Annotated in this window: 16 protein-coding genes and 1 pseudogene; 5 read left to right on the forward strand and 12 right to left on the reverse strand. The window is 71.7% G+C overall.

The genetic code is table 11. The features are described 5' to 3' along the window. The 5 genes from KPF22_RS30760 to KPF22_RS30780 all read right to left on the reverse strand — a co-directional run. Positions 1–751, reverse strand: a 751-nt coding sequence (locus tag KPF22_RS30760) for an enoyl-CoA hydratase/isomerase family protein (RefSeq protein ID WP_224404172.1), incomplete at its 3' end; no start/stop codon positions are given. Further along, the gene (locus KPF22_RS30765) at positions 744–2,420 is read right to left on the reverse strand and encodes a long-chain-fatty-acid--CoA ligase (RefSeq protein WP_224404173.1); all 1,677 of its coding nucleotides are present in this window, start codon (positions 2,418–2,420) and stop codon (positions 744–746) included. The genes KPF22_RS30760 and KPF22_RS30765, both read right to left, overlap by 8 nt. 31 nt (positions 2,421–2,451) lie before the next feature. Next, positions 2,452–3,612 (reverse strand): thiolase family protein, encoded by a 1,161-nt coding sequence (locus KPF22_RS30770; RefSeq protein WP_161152137.1) that lies wholly within the window; start codon positions 3,610–3,612, stop codon positions 2,452–2,454. A 42-nt stretch (positions 3,613–3,654) separates the two neighbouring features. Then, positions 3,655–5,178, reverse strand: a complete 1,524-nt coding sequence (locus tag KPF22_RS30775; RefSeq protein ID WP_161152138.1) for a class I adenylate-forming enzyme family protein — start codon at positions 5,176–5,178, stop codon at positions 3,655–3,657. Beyond that, positions 5,175–6,032, reverse strand: a complete 858-nt coding sequence (locus tag KPF22_RS30780) for a CoA transferase (protein WP_202417230.1) — start codon at positions 6,030–6,032, stop codon at positions 5,175–5,177. The genes KPF22_RS30775 and KPF22_RS30780 overlap by 4 nt, the downstream gene beginning before the upstream one ends. Positions 6,033–6,165: 133 nt before the next feature. Between KPF22_RS30780 and KPF22_RS30785 the strand changes: the two genes are divergently transcribed. Continuing rightward, positions 6,166–6,786: a TetR/AcrR family transcriptional regulator gene (locus tag KPF22_RS30785; protein WP_161152140.1), complete on the forward strand. Its 621-nt coding sequence runs from the start codon at positions 6,166–6,168 to the stop codon at positions 6,784–6,786. A gap of 200 nt (positions 6,787–6,986) precedes the next feature. Here KPF22_RS30785 and KPF22_RS30790 read toward each other — a convergent pair. The 5 genes and pseudogenes from KPF22_RS30790 to KPF22_RS30810 all read right to left on the reverse strand — a co-directional run bounded on the left by KPF22_RS30790 (position 6,987) and on the right by KPF22_RS30810 (position 13,302). After that, a pseudogene (locus KPF22_RS30790) lies at positions 6,987–10,027 on the reverse strand (Tn3 family transposase). A gap of 550 nt (positions 10,028–10,577) precedes the next feature. Continuing rightward, positions 10,578–10,805 (reverse strand): hypothetical protein, encoded by a 228-nt coding sequence (locus KPF22_RS30795; RefSeq protein WP_068801033.1) that lies wholly within the window; start codon positions 10,803–10,805, stop codon positions 10,578–10,580. A gap of 146 nt (positions 10,806–10,951) precedes the next feature. After that, positions 10,952–11,413 (reverse strand): hypothetical protein, encoded by a 462-nt coding sequence (locus KPF22_RS30800; protein WP_068801032.1) that lies wholly within the window; start codon positions 11,411–11,413, stop codon positions 10,952–10,954. Then, complete coding sequence (locus tag KPF22_RS30805) at positions 11,410–11,793, reverse strand: hypothetical protein (protein WP_224404174.1); 384 nt, start codon at positions 11,791–11,793, stop codon at positions 11,410–11,412. Before KPF22_RS30805 ends, KPF22_RS30800 begins: the two co-directional genes overlap by 4 nt. A gap of 105 nt (positions 11,794–11,898) precedes the next feature. Continuing rightward, entirely contained in the window at positions 11,899–13,302 is a 1,404-nt protein-coding gene (locus KPF22_RS30810; RefSeq protein ID WP_224404175.1) for a hypothetical protein, read from the reverse strand. Positions 13,303–13,551: 249 nt separating this feature from the next. On the opposite strand from KPF22_RS30810, the gene KPF22_RS30815 reads away from it, so the two are divergent. The 4 genes from KPF22_RS30815 (at position 13,552) to KPF22_RS30830 (ending at position 16,523) form a co-directional block, all read left to right on the forward strand. Beyond that, on the forward strand, positions 13,552–13,839 hold the full coding sequence (locus tag KPF22_RS30815) for an AbrB/MazE/SpoVT family DNA-binding domain-containing protein (protein ID WP_224404176.1): 288 nt from the start codon (positions 13,552–13,554) through the stop codon (positions 13,837–13,839). Then, complete coding sequence (locus tag KPF22_RS30820) at positions 13,836–14,264, forward strand: type II toxin-antitoxin system VapC family toxin (protein WP_224404177.1); 429 nt, start codon at positions 13,836–13,838, stop codon at positions 14,262–14,264. Before KPF22_RS30815 ends, KPF22_RS30820 begins: the two co-directional genes overlap by 4 nt. A gap of 282 nt (positions 14,265–14,546) precedes the next feature. Continuing rightward, on the forward strand, positions 14,547–15,257 hold the full coding sequence (locus KPF22_RS30825; RefSeq protein WP_083276267.1) for a hypothetical protein: 711 nt from the start codon (positions 14,547–14,549) through the stop codon (positions 15,255–15,257). A gap of 231 nt (positions 15,258–15,488) precedes the next feature. Beyond that, on the forward strand, positions 15,489–16,523 hold the full coding sequence (locus KPF22_RS30830; protein WP_224404178.1) for a site-specific integrase: 1,035 nt from the start codon (positions 15,489–15,491) through the stop codon (positions 16,521–16,523). A 330-nt stretch (positions 16,524–16,853) separates the two neighbouring features. On the opposite strand, the gene KPF22_RS30835 is transcribed toward KPF22_RS30830, so the two are convergent. Continuing rightward, positions 16,854–17,489: a hypothetical protein gene (locus KPF22_RS30835; RefSeq protein ID WP_224404179.1), complete on the reverse strand. Its 636-nt coding sequence runs from the start codon at positions 17,487–17,489 to the stop codon at positions 16,854–16,856. Between the two features lie 76 nt (positions 17,490–17,565). After that, positions 17,566–18,456 (reverse strand): hypothetical protein, encoded by an 891-nt coding sequence (locus tag KPF22_RS30840; RefSeq protein ID WP_224404180.1) that lies wholly within the window; start codon positions 18,454–18,456, stop codon positions 17,566–17,568. Between the last annotated feature and the right edge of the window lie 40 nt (positions 18,457–18,496).

Genomic DNA, 18,496 nt, shown 5'->3' on the forward strand with positions numbered 1-18,496 from the left:
AGGCGGACAGCCCCTCGCGGGCGTCGTCGGTGCCGAGCGCGCGCAGGAAGTTGTGGCGTTCGGTCGCCAGCCCTTCCCGCAGCGGCTGGTCGTGGGCTCGGCGGGCGGCGTCCGCGGCGAGTGCCACGGCGCGCGGCGCGTTCCCGGCGATGCGGCGGGCCAGCCCGATCGCGGCCGGGACGACCTCGTCATCGTCGACCACGTCGGCGACCAGCCCGGCGTCGCAGGCCCATGCGGCGTCGACCGCGTCGCCGGACAGCAGCATGCGCATCGCCTTGGCCTTGCCGACGGCGTGCACGAGCCGCTGCGTGCCACCGGCCCCGGGAATGACCCCGAGCTTGACCTCGGGGACGGCGAACCGGGCCGAATGGCCGGCGATCGCGATGTCGCAGGCCAACGCCAGCTCGCACCCGCCGCCGTACGCGATGCCGCGCACGGCCGCGACCGTCGGTGTCGGGTAGTCGGTGAGGACGTCGAAGAGCCGGTCGAACGGCAGCTCGTCGGTCGGCGCGGCGCCGATCATGGCCGGGACCTCGGCGATGTCGGCGCCGGCGCAGAACGCCGGGCCGGCGCCGGTGACGACCACGACGCGCACATCCGGGTCGGCGGCCGCGTCGGTGAGCCGGCCGGTCAGCTCGGCGACCAGGTCGCGGCCGAGCGCGTTGTAGGACCCGACGTGCTCCAGCGTGAGCAGTGCGACCGGGCCGTGCCGCTCGGCGGAGACCAGGGTCTCGGTGGGCTGCTCAGTCATCGGTACCGCCGTAGTGACCGGCCCACGTCGTGCGGATGGTCTTCTTGTCGCACTTGCCGACGCTGGTGCGGGGGATCTCGCTGACCGTGATGAAGGACTCCGGCAGCTGCCAGGACGCGAACGCCGACGACAGGTGCGCATGCAGGTCCGCGAGCGTCACCTCGTGCCCGGGGGTCGGGACGATGAGCACGAACGGCCGCTCCTGCCACTTGGGGTGCGGCAGCCCGACGACCGCCGCCTGGGCGACGGCGGGGTGGCCGGCCAGCAGGTTCTCCATGTCGATGGAGGAGATCCACTCGCCGCCGCTCTTGATCACGTCCTTGAGCCGGTCGGTGACCTTGAGGTAGCCGTCCGGGTCGATCGTGCCGACGTCGCCGCTGCGCCACCAGCCGCCCGTGAAACGGTCGTCGGCATCGGCCATGTTGTGATAGCGCGTGGTGATCCACGGGCCGCGCACACAGATCTCGCCCTGGGCGACGCCGTCGTGCGGGACGTCCTCGCCGGCCGCGTCGACGAGCCGGACGTCGACCAGGGTGGCGGGGAGCCCCTGCTTGCGCTTGAGCTCGAGCAGGTCGTCACCGGACAGCCGGGCACGCACGCCCGGCTTGTACCGGTTCATGGTGACCAGCGGCGTGGTCTCGGTCGCGCCGTAGGCGTGCACGATCTCCGCGCCGGTCAGCTCGGCGAAGCCGCGCATCAACGACAGCGGCGGCTCGGTCGCGCCCGACATCATCCGCAGCCGTCCCAGGTCGGGCTTGTCCTCGAGCGAGCGGATGTAGTCCAGCATCGGCCCGAAGATCGCGGGAGCACCGTTGGTGACGGTCACGTCCTCGGCGATCAGCGCGTCGGTGAGCGGCCTGGTGTCCTCGGCCGTGTACCGGCCCGGCAAGACGATCTTGTTGGCGGTCAGGGTGGCCGCCTGCGGCAGGCCCCAGGCCTGTCCGTGGAACATCGGCGTGATCAGCATCGTGCAGTCGTCGAGGGTCATGCCGATGTTCGTGGCGAGCGAGAAGGAGTGCAGGCAGATCGCGCGGTGCGAGTAGTAGACGCCCTTCGGCCGGCCGGTGGTGCCGGTCGTGTAGCAGGCGCCGTAGGCGGAGCGTTCGTCGATCTCCGGCCAGTCGATCCGGGGCGCCGCGGCAGCGACGAGGTCCTCGTAGTGGTGCACGTTCGGCAGCGTCGTGCTGATCTGGTCGAGCGGCTTGTCCGTCAGCACGACCCACGCGGTGACGTCGGGCAGCATCGGGGCCACGGCCTCGGCGACCGGCAGCAGCGTCTCGTCCACGCAGACGATCGAGGTCCCGCTGTCGGCGACGACGAAGGAGAGGTCCTCGGGCCCCAGGCGCAGGTTGAGCTGCACCATCACCGACCCGAGACCGGGGATCGCCCAGTAGAGCTCGTAGTGACGGCGGCTGTTCCAGTCGAGGATGCCGACCCGGGTGGCCGGGCCGGCGCCGAGGCCGGCCAGGGCGTTCGCCCCGCGCACGATGCGGTCGTAGGCGTCGGCGTAGGTGTAGCGGCCCCAGCCGCCGTCCGGGAGCCGGTAGACGATCTCGCGGTCGCCGTGGGTCCGGGCGGCGTGCCGGATCAGGGTGGTGGTGTTGAGCTGGACGTCGTCGCCCATCGTGGACGGGTATCCGGTCACGACGGTGCGGGTGGGTGCCGGCACGAGGGACTCCTTCGTCGGTGCGCGGGTGGGGTCAGGGGAGGCGTTCGATGACGGTGGCGTTGGCCATGCCGGCGGCTTCGCAGACGGTGAGTAGGCCGTAGCGGGCCTCGCGACGCTCCAGCTCGTCGAGGAGCTGGGTGAGCAGGCGTCCGCCGGTCGAGCCGAGCGGGTGGCCGATCGCGATCGAGCCGCCGTTCACGTTGAGCTGGTCGTCCGGGTAGCCGAACTCGTCGCGCCAGAGCATCGGGACGGGCGCGAACGCCTCGTTGACCTCGGCCAGGTCGATGTCAACGATCGTCAGCCCGGCCCGGTCGAGCGCGGCGCGGGTGGCGGCGAGGATCGCGGTGAACTGCAGAACCGGGTCGTCGGCGGCGACCGCCATCGACACGATCCGCGCCCGCGCCCGCAGGCCCACCGCCTCCGCGTACGACCGGTCGGCGACGAGCAGCGCGGCGGCGCCGTCGCTGATCTGGGACGAGTTCGCGGCGGTGATCGCGCCCGCCGGGTCGAAGACCGGCGTCAACGTGGCCATCCGCTGCCGGTCGGGCGCGGCGCGGATGCCCTCGTCGCGGGTCATCGGGCCGTCGACGCCCTCCAGCGGCACGAGCTGCGCCGCGAAGTGCCCGGCGTCGGTCGCCGCGGCGGCCCGCTGGTGGCTGCGGACGGCGAAGTCGTCGAGCTGGTCGCGGGTGTAGCCCCACTTGGCGACGACCAGCTCGGCGGACGGACCCTGGGCAGGCAGGTTGCCCTCGAACCGGGCGAGCGCCCGCTCGCCGTACCACTCGCCCCGCGGCCCGCTCGGGTCGAACAGCGGACCGAGATCGACCCGCGACATCGACTCGACACCGGCGCCGATCGCGACGTCGTACTCGCCGGAGCGCACGCCCTGCGCCGCGAAATGGACCGACTGCTGACCGGAGCCGCACTGCCGGTCCAGGGTGGTGCCGGGCAGACCGATCGGCAGCCCGGCGCCGAGCAGCGCGGTGCGGGCGACGTTGCCGGTCTGCTCGCCGCGTTGCAGGGCGCAGCCCACGATCACGTCGGCCAGCGAGTCCGGGGCCACGCCGGTGCGGTCGACGAGGTGGGTGAGGGTGTGCGCGAGCAGGTCGACCGGGTGCCAGTCGCGCAGCTGCCCGCCGCGCTTGCCGACCGGGGTGCGGACGGCGTCGACGATCACGGCTTCTCGGGTCATGCGGCGTCTCCTGTCAGCGGGTGCGGGAATCCTTCACGTTCCTCAGCCATCCAGGGCCCCCCGGAGCCGGTGCTTGAGGATCTTGCCGGACGGGTTGCGCGGCACGGCGCCGATCGTGAGCTCCCGCGGGAGCTTGTAGCCGCTGAGATGCGTGCGGCCGTACTCGCGCAGCTCGTCGAGCGTGAGCGTGGCGCCCGGGGCGAGGTCGACGACGGCGACGGCGATCTCGCCGTACTCCTCGCTCCGGCGCCCGACGACGGCCAGGTCGCCGACCGCGGGGTGTGCGGCGAGGACACCCTCCACCTCCGCGGAGTAGACGTTGGCCCCGCCGGTGATGATGAGGTCCTTCAGGCGGTCGACGAGGGTGATGTAGCCGTCCTCGTCGATCCGGGCGAGGTCGCCGGTGTGGACCCATCCGTCGCGCACGGTCTCGGCGGTCGCCTCCGGCTTGCGCCAGTAGCCCTTCATCATCGACTCGCCGCGCATGATCATCTCGCCGACGGTGCCCGGCTCGACGTCGTTCCCGCTCGGGTCGACGATCCGCACCTCGGTGTTGGGCACCGCGACCCGACCGCTGGCCTCCGGGCGCGCGACGACGTCGTCGTGGTGCAGCAGGATGCCGCCCGGGCCGCCCTCGGTCTGGCCGCACGCCTGCACGATCCAGGCGTCGGGCAGCGCTGCGACCAGGGCCTCGGCGGTGCGGGCGGGCATCGGTGCGGCGCCGTAGAGGCAGATCCGCAGGCGCGAGAGATCGCGAGCGGCGAGGTCCGGCAGCCGCAGCAGGTGGGTGTACATCGTCGGGACGCCGAAGAAGAACGTGATCCGCTCGCGGGCGAGGGTGTCGGCCACCGTGGCCGGTTCGAACGCCGGGAGGATCACGTGGGTCGCTCCGAGCATCACCCCGTTCAGTAGCAGCATGTTGAGGCTCGCCGAGTGGTACAGCGGTGCGACGTGCAGCATCCGCTCCCCGTCCCGCAGACCCATGCCGATGCTGGAGTTGATCCCGACCCACAGCACCCGGCGATGGTCGAACAGTGCCCCCTTGGGCCGCCCGGTGGTCCCGGACGTGTAGATGATCAGAGCGTCGTCGTCCTCGGAGACCTCGACGTGGGTGGGCCGGGCGGCGTGGTCCCGGGCGGCCGCGCGGACGTCCTCGTATCCCTCGACGGTGCCCAGCGCCAGCGGCTCCGCGTCGCCCGTCCGGTCGGGCAGCGAGTGCCACGCCCGGACGCCGTCGGCGACCTCGGGCCCGAACAGCAGGAGCCGGGCCCCGGTGTCGGTGACCAGGTAGTCGATCTCCGTCGGTGCCGAGCGCGGGTTGATCGGCACCACGATCGCGTCCAGGCGGAGTCCGGCGTAGACGGCGACGACGAACGCGTCGCTGTTGCCGGCCAGCAGGAGCATGCGGTCGCCCTGCTCGAGACCACGCCCGGCCAGCTCGGCCGCCAGCTCGTCCACCGCGCGGTCCAGCTCGGCGTAGGTGAGCGCCACGTCGCCGAACTGCACGGCGACCCGGTCGGGACAGCGGCGGGCGGTGCGGGCGAGGACGCCGGCGAGGGTGGTCATCGCATCTCCTGGAGGGTGTCGTCGACGGTGGGCCCGACCGAGACGATCGGGATGTCGAGCTCGTTGCCGAGCTCCTGCCAGTGCGTGCTGTCCGCCGTGGCGAACCGCGCGGCGAGCTCGGTACGGGTGCGGCCGACGGCGTCACCCAGCCGCGCGACGAAGTGCGGCTCGACCGCGCCGACGGCGACGTATCCGTCGGTCGTCGGGTAGATCCCGTACCCGGGGCTCCCCCCGCCGAGCACGTCGCCGGGCCCGGTCAGCCCGTGCCGCACGCCGGCGGCCGCGTCCCGGGCGACCCGGTCGAGCACGACCGGCTGGTGCACCGCGGCACCGCTGCGATCACGCAGGCGCAGACCAGCGACGGCGGCGAGGGCGGCCCGCTCCCCGCCGAGGAGGTCCGCGACCGGGACGGTTGGGACTGCCGGCGGCTGCAGCGTGCCGTGCGCGGCCTGGTAGGTCAGGTCGTGCCCGGCCTCGCCGGCGCGCTCGCCGTCGTAGCCGACGATCTCGACGTGCACCAGCCGGTGACGGCTCACGCTCTCGCGCAGGCCCAGCCGGTCCAGTGCCGCCGGGCGCATCGCGGTGAGCAGGACGTCGGCCGTCGCGAGCCGCTGCTCGAGCCGCTCGCGGTCGGGCGCGTCGCGCAGGTCGAGGGGCACGACCTGCTGCCGGGCGGTCAGCTCGCGGTACCAACCAGGCGCCGCGACCTGCAACGCGTCCCCGGCCGGCGGCTCCACCTTGACGACGTCGGCGCCGAGGTCGGCGAGCCGTGCCGCGGCCACCGGGCCCGGGACGTTCACCGCCAGCGACACCACGCGCACGCCGTCCAGCGGCGCGGCCGCCCCTCGGTCCACGTCGTCTCCCATCCTCGAAAATGACTATACATACGTACAGTAACCTAGGTGAAGCGTATAGTTCGCGGTGTGATCGACACAAGGGGCGGGGTCGTACTATGCGTGCCGTGACGGTGCAAGCCCGGTTGGCGACATGAGCGAGCGATCGCGGCCGCGCCGGACCGAGGACCTCACGGCCCGGGCACGGATCCGTCACGCCGCGCTGGAGCTGTTCGCGGAGCGCGGGGTGGCGGGCACGCCGATGCGCGCCGTCGCGGCCCGGGTGGGGGTCACGGTCGGGCTGATCGTCCACCACTTCGGCACGAAGGAAGCGCTGCGTGAGGCGGTCGAGCTCGACATCGTCGACCGGTTCGCCGACGCGATCCTGTCCGCGCCGGCGGACGGCTCGGGTGCGGATGTGGCCGCGGCCCGCGACCGTGCCGTGGCCGCCATGCTCGCGGAGAGCCCGGCCGTCGTGGACTACCTGCGGCGCGCGGTCTTGGACCCGCACGGCGAACGCGGCGACCTCGTCAGCAAGCTCAGCGCGCTGGCCGCGGACCAGGTGGGCGAGCTGCGCCGCCGTGGCCTCGCCTCACAGCGCAGCACGATCGGCGAGCAGGTCCTGACGATCATGATCAGGCAGCTGGGGCAGGTGTTCCTGCAGCCGCTCGCCGACCGGATCATCGACGAGTTCGGCGAGAGTTCGGACGACGCGCCGTCGCCCCTGATTGTCGTGCGCCTGGAGCACCGAATCGACACGTTCCCCGGTCAGTGAACCCGCGACGCCTGGAGACGTCCGGGCGCGCGGCCGCGGTCAAGTCGCATTGCGACTCCGTCACGGCTGGCTCTGGTTCTGGCGGTCAGGAGGACCCCGCCGCGTGACCGCCAGCGTTCACTGAGCGTCCCGCAAAGCGATCGGCTTACGGCACACTTTTGGACTCGCTGCTCGGCTGGCTGCGCCCGGCTTGTGAACGATCAGAACAGGGTGTCGCGCACGCGCAGCGGCCGGTACCCGGTGGGGTCGAGCTGGGCCAGCTCGCCATCGATGTCGACGTCGATCGTGCCGAAGAAGTTGATGTTCTCGCTGTGCGCCGGCGAGATGTGCGCGAGCACCTCATCGTCGATGCGCCGGCCCGCCGCGCGCATCGACTCCACCGCCAGGCCGTAGTACTCGGTCGTCCAGGCCACGACGGCGTTGGTGACCAGGGTGAGACACCACGCCTGCTCGGTCTGGGCCTGCAGCTGTCGGGCACGCACGGTTCCCTCGTGGGCGTAGAGCAGGTCGCGCTTGAGCGCGTGCAGCGACTCGCCCTTGTTGAGCTGACGAGAGATCCTGCGCCGGTAGGTCGGGTCGGACAGGTAGCGGGCGGCGTAGATCGTGCGCCGCAGCGCCCCGTACTCCTTGAGCGCGGCGGCCAGCGCGTTCTGCCGAGACGACGCCGAGAGTTCCCGACGATCAGCGACGCGGTGGCGTGCCCGAACTTCAGCGACCCGGCCAGGCGCAGCAGGTCGTCCCAGTGCTCGGCGATCAGCTCGACGTTCACCCGCCGGGTGAGCAGCGGCCCGACGTGGGGGTAGTCGGTCTCGGCGCGGGCCTTCGCGGCGATCCGGTGCAGCGTGATCTTGCCCAGGTCCCGGATCCGGGGCGAGAGCTGCAGGCCGAGCAGGTCGAACAGGCCGAAGTTGACCAGGGTGACGCCGTGGGTGTCGGTGGCGTGCTCGGTGATCGGGGTGTCGGTGGCGTTGCCGAGGATCTCGTCGAGCACGTAGTGGGCCTCGCGCTTGGTCGCGACGATGATCTTCGTGCCGTAGGTGGTGTGCTGGTCGGTGACGTGGGTGTAGGTCGAGAGGACCTGCCCGCCGTGGATGGTCATCTCCCGCCCGGTCGTCGTCTTGCCCCGCACCGGGAACCGTTGCCCGTCCGAGGAGGACAGGGTGCCGGTGCCGAACACCTCGGCCAGGGGCATCCGCTGGTGGTGGTCGATGATCGCGAGGTTCGCCGCGCGCAGCGTCTCCTCGCGCACGTACCACTCGGCGGTCCAGGCGAGGATGTCGTAGGAGATCCCGCACGCATCGGCCATCCGGGTCAGCCCGAGGTTGGTGGAGTGGCTGAGCAGCACCGCGATCAGGTTCCGCTTCAACTCCGGAGAACGGGTCTGCTTCCCGCCGGCGTGGGTGAAGCAGTCCAACAACCCGATCCGCCCGTCGAGCTCGATCAGCAGCGACACGATCGGCGCGAACGGCAACATGTCGGTGAGCTCGGCCTTGAGCGCGACCGCCTCGCCGGGGATGTCCTCGGCGGTCAGCGGGGAGATCACCAGGTCGCCGGCGTCGTCGAGGCGGACCGGGCCGTCACCGGTGGCCAGGACCTGCTCGAGCTCGCCGAGCGCGCCGGTCAGCTCGTCGCCGACCGCGGCCAGCGCGACCGCCGGGTCGGCGGACTTGCCGACGAGCCCGCAGAACGACGCGCGCTGCAACGACCACTGATCGGCGGTGAGCAGGTAGGCGGCGGGGTCGGCGTAGCGGCGCGAGCCGGGCACGTACACGTCCCCGGTGCGCAGCCCGTCGCGGAGCCCGAGCAGGGTGCACAGCTCCCAGAAGTGCCGGTAGGCGCTGGTGTTCCCCGATGCGTGGGCCGCGTCGAGGTAGCCGCGCCAGCGCGTGGGCACGAATCCCGTCAGGGCACCGGCCGGGACCCGGCGGGCGCCGGTGGCGTTGAGCCCGCGCAGGATCTCCACCGCCGCGAGCAGCTCGGCCGCCGCGGTGCCGCCTGCGAACTCCACCGCGGCCAGGACCTGCGGGGTGAACTGCCGCAAGTACCCGTAGGACGACACGTCGAGCGCGCCGAGGTGGCCGTGATCGCGGGGAAGGCGGGGAACGGCTTGGGCCATCGCCGCCCGGATTCGTGTCCATCCGATCCGTTCACCCCGGAGCACGCTGCCGATGTCCTCGTCGGCAATCGTGGTGTCGGCGATGACGGCCAGCAGCTCGTCGAGCAGCGCCTGGCGGTCCTCGCCGGCCTTGCCCCGTTCGGCCAGCGCGTCGCGCATCGTGCGCTCGGCCTTGCCCTCGCGCGCCGACACCGCCTGGTCGAACAGGCTCACTACCTCGTCGAGCACGTCGGTTGCGGACTGGGCCAGCAGCGTGAGCAGGATCGGGTAGCGGCGCTGCGGCTCCCGCCGCTCGAGGGCTTGGGCGGTCAGCCGGCGCCCGACCGTGGCCAGGAAGCGGCGCCGCTCGGCCGGCAGGACCGACAGATCCAGGGCGTCGGCGCCCAGCCCGCGCAGGAACTCCAGCTTCGTGACCTCGGCCTTGATCCCGGCTGGTGAGGCCTCGACCGGGGCGGTGCTCAGCCATCGCAGCCGGGTCATCCCGACCGCAGGATCGACCACCAGCAGCCCGTCGAGCCCGGCACAGCGCTGCGGCGTGAACTCGTGCGCGAGCCGGTCGTAGGTCTCTCGCTGGGCCTCTGCGCGGGCGTGCGCGACCCGCTCCAGCACGGTCACCGGGCCCGGCCGGATCACCTGTACCGAGATCAAGTACTCACACGCCAGCCGGAACAACAACGTCGGCGAGTCGTGCTCCATCGCCCGCGCCAACAGGAACTCGTCGAACTCCTTGAACTCCAGCGACGTCGGCACCCGCCAGCCGCGGTACTGCGCTACCAGTCGTAGATGCTCGGTGCGGGTCTTCGCCCGCCGGCCGTAGTGCCGCAGCACGCCCGGATCGACGGCGAGCTGGTCAGCCAGCCGGGCGACCGCCACCGGTGGCGCGGCGGCGACGTCGTCGGGCACGAACCCCAGCCACGGCAGCGTGCACAACGCCACCGACAGACCCAACCGGTCCGCCGGTCCGCGGCCCCGGCCCGGGTCGACGAACGCGACATCCGCCGGCGCCAGCGTGAAGAACCGGAACAACTCCTCCCGGCCGATCTCCGGGAACCCCCGCAGCCGCTCCAGCTCCTCGTCCGAGAACACCTGCGTCGCCAACCGCGACCTCCCCCGCGCGACCACCATCCGCAGCTCAGGAGGCTACTCAGCCGTATCCGCCCGATCTTCGGCGAGTACTACGGCGACCCCTGCCAGGTCCGACCTCGTTACCGGTGAACCGGTTCCCACCGGATCCAAGATCGTTCCCACCCGATCCACAGAACTTCCCCGGGCCGAGGACTCCCCCGCCCGGACCTGGCGGTCTGCCCCCCTGCGGCGCTCGGGGGTGAGCCGCGTCGCGGGACGCTGGTCGTCGACGACCCGGCGCCCGGCCGACCGACCGCACCGCGGCCAGGCCTCTGGTCCGCACCCGGAGCACGACGACCGGACCGGGCAGCCAGCAGCGGGACCCACCCGGCCGTCGGTGCCGCGCCGGTGTCGCGGAGCACCTCGTCCAGGCAGCGCCACCGAAGCGCCACCCCGATGGGGGGTGACGGTCAGCGGGGGCGAGCCTCCGATGTCGTGCAGGAACGACACCGGAGGCCGTGCGTCGGGGTAGGGGTCGGCCGGGAACTCGCGGTCCGGCCGGGGGACGGGGTCCATGCGCTCGGACCGTAGAGCAGCGGACGTCGTGCGCTCAGCGGCGTACCCGGGGGTGGAGGCGGCGCAGCAGCGCGATCGCCAGCGCGAACAGCACCAGCACCGAGGCCGCGGTGGCGACGACGACCACCGGCATCGGGGTGCCCGCGGGCAGCAGGAACTGCGGCCACAGGATCGCGACCAGCATGCACACGCCGGCGATCAGGCCGCGCTGAAGCGCCGAGACCTCTGGCGGGAAGAAGATCAGCCGTCGCAGGGTGGACATCCGGCGATGCTACGGGGCTGTCGGGAACCGATCACTGGTTCCCGTCATCCGTCGGTGATGGCCACGTACACCACGCGGGGAGAACCGGACATCGCGAGCCGCATGGCGAGCGTCGGGGTGTGGAATGTCCGGGCTCGGCGGCTGTGTCAGCGGTGGGTCAGGGTGCACCACATCGCAGTGGTGCCGGTTTGCAGCGCGGACAGGGTGAGGGTGTTGTCCTCGACGGTGTAGCGGCCGGTTCCGGGGAAGGCCCGGTACTCGGGCGGTTCGGTGAAGGTCAGACTGAGCTGGTCGTCGTCGGTGGAGTACGACCCGGACGCCAAGATCGAGCGTCTCACCAGTAGGGACGTGAAGGTGAAGGTGTCGTCGTCGGCGAAGTCGAGGGTCAGCGGCGCCTGGACCGCGGAGGCCTGGGGTGAGGCCGAACAGGTGCCGACCCACTGTCCGCGTAGGTCGGAATCGGGTCCGGCGCAGCCGGTGAGTCCACCGGCGATCAGGAAGACGGTCAGTGCCGCGATCCGGAGCCGGCCGCACCGCGCGACGCCCCGGACGGCTCGCTTGATGATTCCGGCCGGTGTGATCCTCTGACTCAGCTGGTTCGGGCTCATGCGGGGCGCTCTTGGGAGACACGGGGGCCGGGGTGGCAGTCGGGACAGACCGGCCCGGCGGGGCCGGTCAGCCGCCAGCCCACGGCGGTCAGCCAGGTGCGGGCGGGCGCGGGCAGCGCCTCGTCGGGGCCGGCGGCGAGCTCGCCGACCAGTAGCGGCCCGTCGCCGCAGAGCAGGCAGGTCAGGTCGGTGATCGGCCCGGCGGGCGGGCAGGCCCGGCAGTAGCGCGCGGTGGTCGGGCCGTCGGGGCCGGGGATCAGCCACACCGCGCTCATCAGGATCTGCTGCAGCGGGTCGGCCGCGGCCTGTCCGCACCGGTCGCAGCACAGCGACGGCCCGGCGCCCGGGGCGTGAGCGGGCGGCCCGGTCGGGGTGGCCATCACCGGTCGCGGCGGGGCGGTGGGCCCCCGGTGTGGGGGAGGACCAGCCTGATGAGCAGGGGGAGGGGATGCGGGTCCGGTGGGGAAGGCGGAGTTCACGGGGCCTCACTCCTGAGCATCGGGGGCGATGGGTCGGATCTCGTCGGCAGGTGCGGTGTCGGTCGTGGTGACGGGTGTGGTGGCGGTGGGGCCGGGCCGGCGCTGCGCCGCCCGGGGTCGGGCCTGACGTCCGCTCGTGCCTCGACGGGACCCGGAGTCGGTCGCGAGGCCGGTGTCGGGTTCCGGAGTCCGGCCGGTCACCTGTCCGCGCAGCCGCGCGAGGTCGGTGCGCAGCTCGGCGAGCTGGGCGCGGTGGCGGGTCTCGGCGTCGGCGAGGCGCTGTTCGCCGTAGGCGCGTTCGCGGTCGACGTCGTGGGCGAGCTGCTCGCGAAGGGCGGCCAGGCTGCTCTCCGCCGCGGCGCGTGCGGCCCGGTGCTCGACGGCCTGTTCGCGGACCTCGTGCAGCTCGTCGGCCAACCGGGCGCGGTCGGTCTCGGCCCGGTCGAGGTCACGGCGGGCCGCACCCAGATCTGCGGCGGCGGTGTCGCGTTCGCCGACCAGCACCTCCACCTGCCGGCGGGCGTCGGCGAGCTCGGTCTCGACGCGAGTGTGCTCGCGGGCCAGCGCTGCCAGGTCGGCGGTGACCCGGGCGGACTCCGCGGTCGCGGTGTCGCGGGCGGCGATCGCGGAGTCACGTGCGGCGGTGAGCGTGTCCCGCTCGGCGAGGGCTGCGGCCAACTCGGTGTCGCGCTGCTCGAGCTCGGCGCGGACCTGCGCGACCTCGCCCTCGAGGACCTCCCGCGCGGCGATCGCGGTATCCCGGGCGAGCTCGGCGTCGGCGCGGGCCTCGGCGGCGTCGGCGGCTTCGGCATCGGACGCGGCCGCGGAGCGTCGCGCGGCCTCGGCGTCGGCGCGAGCGGCGCGGGCCTGGGCGCGGGCCTCGTCGGCCACGGCCTGCGCGGCGTCGACCTCGGCGCGCGCGGCCCGCTGGGCCGCGGCGATCTCCGCCGCGACCGCCTCGGGATCGGCCAGCGTGTCCAGGGCGTCGCGCAGCTCGCTGCTGCTGTGGTCCAGGCGCGCGATGAGCGCAGCGACCTGGTCGGTCACACTCTGACCGGCGCGGGCGATCGGGCGGGCCAGCGCGTCGTCGACCTCACCACGGCGCCGGGCGGGCGTGCCGCCGTCGAGGATCCGCTTGGCGTTGACGCGGTCGTGCATGACCCCGCCCACGACCTGATAGCAGTACTTCGGCCGTCGCCCGGACCCCGCGTACTCCATGGTGTTCGCGCACCCGCCCGGGAACTGGCACGGCTCCAGCTCGGGCCGGCGCAGCTGCGCCCGCCACGCCGGCCCGCCCGAGGACCCCTCGGCCGCGAGAGCGCCGGCCGCGGTCGGGGCCTCGGCGTCGGCTCGGACGTCCGCCGCCGCGCCGTCATCGGCCGGGATGCCCGCAGAGGGCTGCTCGCTCACGACGCCGATCCTCCGGCAAACGTATCGTTACGTCAATAGTTATGTAATAAGTAATGTTGCACCGCAACGATACAAAACACCTTCAGGCTTGGCGGGATCATGCAGGGAGTGCCGCCGAGCAGAGCTGCGTGCCAGGCGACAGAAGCAACGTTATGTTGCGTAGCATCTCGATGCGGGTGTACCGGCATCTCTGTCGTCGCATAGAGCGGCCTGTCAGGTAGTGGACACATCTGCGCTAGACTCGGTGGTATGTCGGAGCAGGTAGACGATGCGGGACATGCCGAGGTCGTCGTCAATCGGGACGGTCGGATCCTGATCCCCGCGCAGGTGCGTCGTGACCTGGGGTTGGCTGCCGGGTCGACGCTGTTGCTGTCGGTTGAGGACGGGCGGGTGGTGATGGAGTCCCGGGCGCAGCTGGTCGCGCGGATGCGCCGGGAGATCGCCGCGGAGTGGCAGGGCGACCCGCAGGACTCGGCTGCCGACGAGCTGATCGCCGAGCGCCGGGCCGAGGCCGCGACCGAGGACACCTCCTCGTGACCGGGCCGGACCGGGCTGCGGTCAGCGAGTCCCCTGGCTCCCGCGGCCCGGCGGTGCTGGACGCCTCGGCGGTGCTGGCCTGGCTGCGCGCCGAGCCCGGCGCCGATGTCGTCGAGAGCTACCTTGAGGCGGCGGTGATCTCGGCGGTGAACCTGTCGGAGGTCTACCAGAAGCTGGCCCAGCGCGGCGTCGACGCCGACCGCACCCTGCGCCAGCTGCGCACCCTGGGGATCGGCATCGAACCGGTCACCGCCACCGACGCCGTCACCGCCGCGACCCTGTGGCCGGCCACCCGCACCGCTGGACTCTCCCTTGGCGACCGGTGCTGCCTGGCCCTGGCCACCCGCCTCGCCGGCCCGGCGGTCACCGCCGACACCGCCTGGACACAGCTCGACGTCGGGGTGGCGGTCGTACCCATCCGGTAGACCCCCTGGGTGCCGGCACCCCACCTGTTCGCCAGACGAGCAAGGGGGCACGGACATGTCCACGCCGCACGCTTCCCCGTCTACCCCGCACCCCCGCCTGCGCTCCCGGTCGACGTGAGCGACCTGTGGGGTGCACCGCCACTGGTTGCTCGCTCCCTCACCCCTCCGGCAGGTGTCAGGTCAGTCGAGCGCCGTCACTCATCGACGGCCGCCGTCGTCCCTCGCATATGGTCTGGTCGGTCGCCTGCCGTCGCGGTCGTCTAGGTGGTAGAAGGACCCATCATGGCAACCGCAGTGCTTGCTCCGGACCTCCAATCGAGTGTGGACCGATTCGCTCGATCGCTGATCGTGCCCCGCCGGCTCCTTGCCTTGCATCCCCGAAAGCAGGGTGGTGCTGGCGACGCGGCGGCCCTGGCCCCAGCCATCACGCAGTGCGTCATTCCAGCGTTTGAGGGCTTTGTCGAAGACTTTTTCGCCACCGTGCTGTATCGACAAGGTCAAAGCTTCGCCCAGATCGTCAAGAAGATGAATCTTACCAACCCGGACATCGCCGAGTTCACTGGCTTGGTGGTGAAGGAGTTCCCCGAACTAAAGCGACTGGTCGGAACTGACTTCGAGGTAACTGTGTTCGCGCCACCCCCCGTAGGCAAGAGTTTCTGGACCGACAAAGATCTGGTGTGGAATGAGGCGGTGGAAGCCGCACGGGGTTGGATGCAGGTGCGCCATTGCCTAGCTCACGGACTCGCCAGTGGCTGGCGCAGCGAAGTCTGGCCGGGACCAGTTAAGAAGGAAGTGCCCCCGGCGTCGTCGGTGCTGCGCCGGATGCCCACCGGCAAACACTCCCTAGCACTGCACGGTGCTATCAGTTGCGCTCGGATCTATCTAGCCGGCGCCCAGCACCTCGGTGACCTAGTTGCCAATCACCTGCATGAGACGCTGAACTGGTCGGGAGTTCCCGAGTTCCCGCTTCGTGCTGCTCCGGCAGCCGATTAGCGCCCGAAGCGCTCCAGGTCGTCGTTGTGCGGGTTCCGGCGTGGTGGCGGGCGCCGCTCTCGGTGACCTTGTAGCCGATGCTGTAGGCCTGCGACGGGCCGTAGGCGCAGGCGACACTGCAGGATTGATGAGGCGCCCTGAAGTGACCCCCGTCAGCCGGGCAGCCCCGGGTGGCACCTACCCGGCGCGGGGTCCCGGCGAAGTCGGCCCGGCCCGCTACCGTCGCTGATCGTGTCCGACGGTCTGTCCCACGAGCGCGCTCCGGCGGCGACGCCGGCCGGGCTGCTGCCAGTCACCGACCTCGACGACAGTCCGCTCTCAGCCGAAGAGATCGCCTACGGCCAGGCCTCGAAAGCCTCGGCCACGATCGAGGCCTACCGCACCGACTGGCAGGAGTTCTGCGACTGGTGCGCCCGCGAGCACCACGCCCCGGCACCGGCCCCACCGGCCGCGGTCAGCGGGTACCTGACCGCCCTGGCACGGGCCGGCGCGAAGGTCTCCACGATGAGCCGGCGCATGGCCGCGATCCGGTTCTTCCACGCCCTGCAGGACCTGCCCGACCCGACCAGCCCGGCCCGGGTCACCACGGTCTGGGAGGGCATCCGCCGCGTCCATGGCGCCCCACCCGACCAGGCGCCGCCGCTGATGCCCCCACAGCTGTTCGACCTCGTCGCAGCCACCGCCACCACCCGCGACTTCCGCACCCGCCCATCCGAGCCCGACCTCGCCGGCGCCCGCGACCGCGCCCTGCTGCTGGTCGGGTTCTTCTCTGCGCTGCGCTGCTCCGAACTCTGCGCGCTGACCGTCGACAACGTCCTGCCCCACGAGCGCGGCCGGACCCTGGTCATCCCCTCGTCGAAGACCAACCAGCGCGGCGAGCAGACCGAGCTCGTCGTCCTGCCCTACGCCAGCCACCCCGATGCCTGCCCCGTGCGCGCCCTCGACGCCTGGCTCCAGCTCTCCGGAATCACCGAGGGCCCGCTGCTGCGCCGGGTCTCCACCGGCAACCGGCCCGCCCCCACCGGGCTTCATCGGGCCTCGGTCAACCGCCGCATCACCGAGCTCGCCGCCGCCGCCGGCCACGCCGAGCAGGGCTACTCCCCGCACTCCCTGCGAGCCGGGTTCGTGACCTGGGCACATCTGCGCGGTGCCTCCGACCGCGAGATCGCCGCCCAGACCCGACACCGCTCCCTGGCCTCGGTCGGCGGCTACGTCCGCGTGCAGACCGCATGGAGCTCGAACGCCGCCACCAACATGGGGCTGTAGTCCCTCAAGTAGGAAATGATGCGCCTGGTGCAACAACACGACAGCTCGTGACAGCGCAGCACTGTGTAGGTCATGCGCGGCGGCGCCAGTACGTGCTCCGTTGGGAGGTTTCAGCGTCCGAGCAGCCCCGGGATCCATGCGGCGGCGCGGGGGGCGGGCTGCCCACGATAGGCGGGCGCAGCACCGCCGTCCTGCAATTAGGACGTTGGCGCGCCAGCGATCTCAGCCGGTGAAGTTGTAGAGACGTGGACCACGTGGCGTTTCGGATTCAATGGATAGCGAGACATCCGAGTATTCTCCAGGCGTCTCCGCGCAGATCTCGGGAGTCGATTAAATCCCGCGTAACCAGGACGGCCATCGTTTCCGCGGCCGCAGTCGATCAGTGGTGCGACCAATCGTGTCGACATCATTCGACCCATCCAGCGACGAGGAGTCGATGCCCGCGGGGTCGCGGTCGTCGACGTGGGTGTCGCCTGAGGGAGGAAGGGTAGCGGTGCACAGCCACCGCACCGAGACCGCCCGTGGATCGAATTCCTCGATATCAGATGTGCGATGTTCGGCGATGACGTCGAGCAATGAGGGACTGAGCAGAAATCGATAGCGCGCAATTTGTTGCAATAGCATCCGGGTATCCGGGTCTGCCGTTGGATCGTCACCCATACTGGTCCGGCAGATCTTGAAATTGCCGACTCCGTGCAGACGAGCAGCTTTTATCAGCAGTATCAACGTGGTCTGTCGATCGACCTCCCGAGTGACGAGTGGGTCGACCAGATAGTGGGGCGGCAGACGCAGCGCCGGCGCCACCGCCGCCCCATCGTCAGGGCTGTGCCTACCGGACAGGACCGCCGCGACCTGACGCTCCAGGGCGGGCTGCAGAGGGGGATCGAGCGCGCTGACGTGGGCGATGACCGTGCGCCGGCGGGCCACGTCGAGGTCGTCGTCGAGCAGATCAGTCACCACGTCCATAGGCAGCCTCACCATTCGTGCATGAAGAAGTCTCCGCTGGGCCTCAGCATCTCAGCGCCCATCAACCAGCGGCGGGTCAGGTACTGGCGTGGTCCTCGCCGATGTCGGCCATGCGGGCGTCGAGGAAGTACTCCCACCAGTACTCCGGGCGACTCGCCGGTGCCGGTGTCTCGGCGTCGAGCAGCGCTACCTGGGTCGGGCGGGCGCCATAGCTGGAGTCGTGGCCCCGCAGTGGCGGGAACCGGTCAGGGAAGTACCGGGGGCGATTAGCTCCCCGCTCGATGGTCAGCGCTGGCGGCTGCCGGCCGTCGGAGCCGGCCTCGTTGAGGGTGTCGTCGTAGCGGCGGCGTTCCTCCTCGGTCACGCGATGCTTACCCGGGGCGCACTCGCGCCGGTCGATCGCGATCGCGAGGTTGGTGACCGCGGCCGGGAGCCAGCGCACGTGCCACTCGGCCACCAGCTCCGCGCGGGTGCCGGGGGCGCTGGAGGAGATATAGAGGCTACGCAGCCACGCGAGCTCACGCACCGCGCGCGGGTGCACCGGCCAGCAGTCGGGCAGCTCGAGACGTGTGAGCTGATAGTCGTTGTTGAGCACTTCGGAGACGAATCCCGCCAGGGCGTCCCACGCGGCGTGCTTGTCGCCTCGGTCCAGCTGCGACCAGCGCAGCGCCGGGGTCAGCGACAGCGCCTCGTCCTCTGCGTCGCCCGCGCCCGTCGCGGCCGCCTCGACCGCGCCCCCGAGGGCGGCCACAGCCTGCTCGACGTCGTCAAGCCTGGGGCTCATGCGGCCGAGGATGTCGGCGATCTCAGCGACGTGACCTGCGGTCTCGTCGCTCTGCCGGGTCGTGGCGTCGAGCTGTCGCAGAACCTGGCGCAGCTGCTCACCGACCTGCACTGCCCACGGCCGGGCCGCGCCGGGAGCGGGTCGCTCCCCACCCGACGGCGGGACGGGGCCATCGCTGGTCACGGTGACCGATCTCCTCTCGTCTCAACGACATAGCAGTGGC

Origin of the sequence: Pseudonocardia sp. ICBG1034 (assembly GCF_020131375.1) — a bacterium.
Classification (GTDB): domain Bacteria; phylum Actinomycetota; class Actinomycetes; order Mycobacteriales; family Pseudonocardiaceae; genus Pseudonocardia; species Pseudonocardia alni.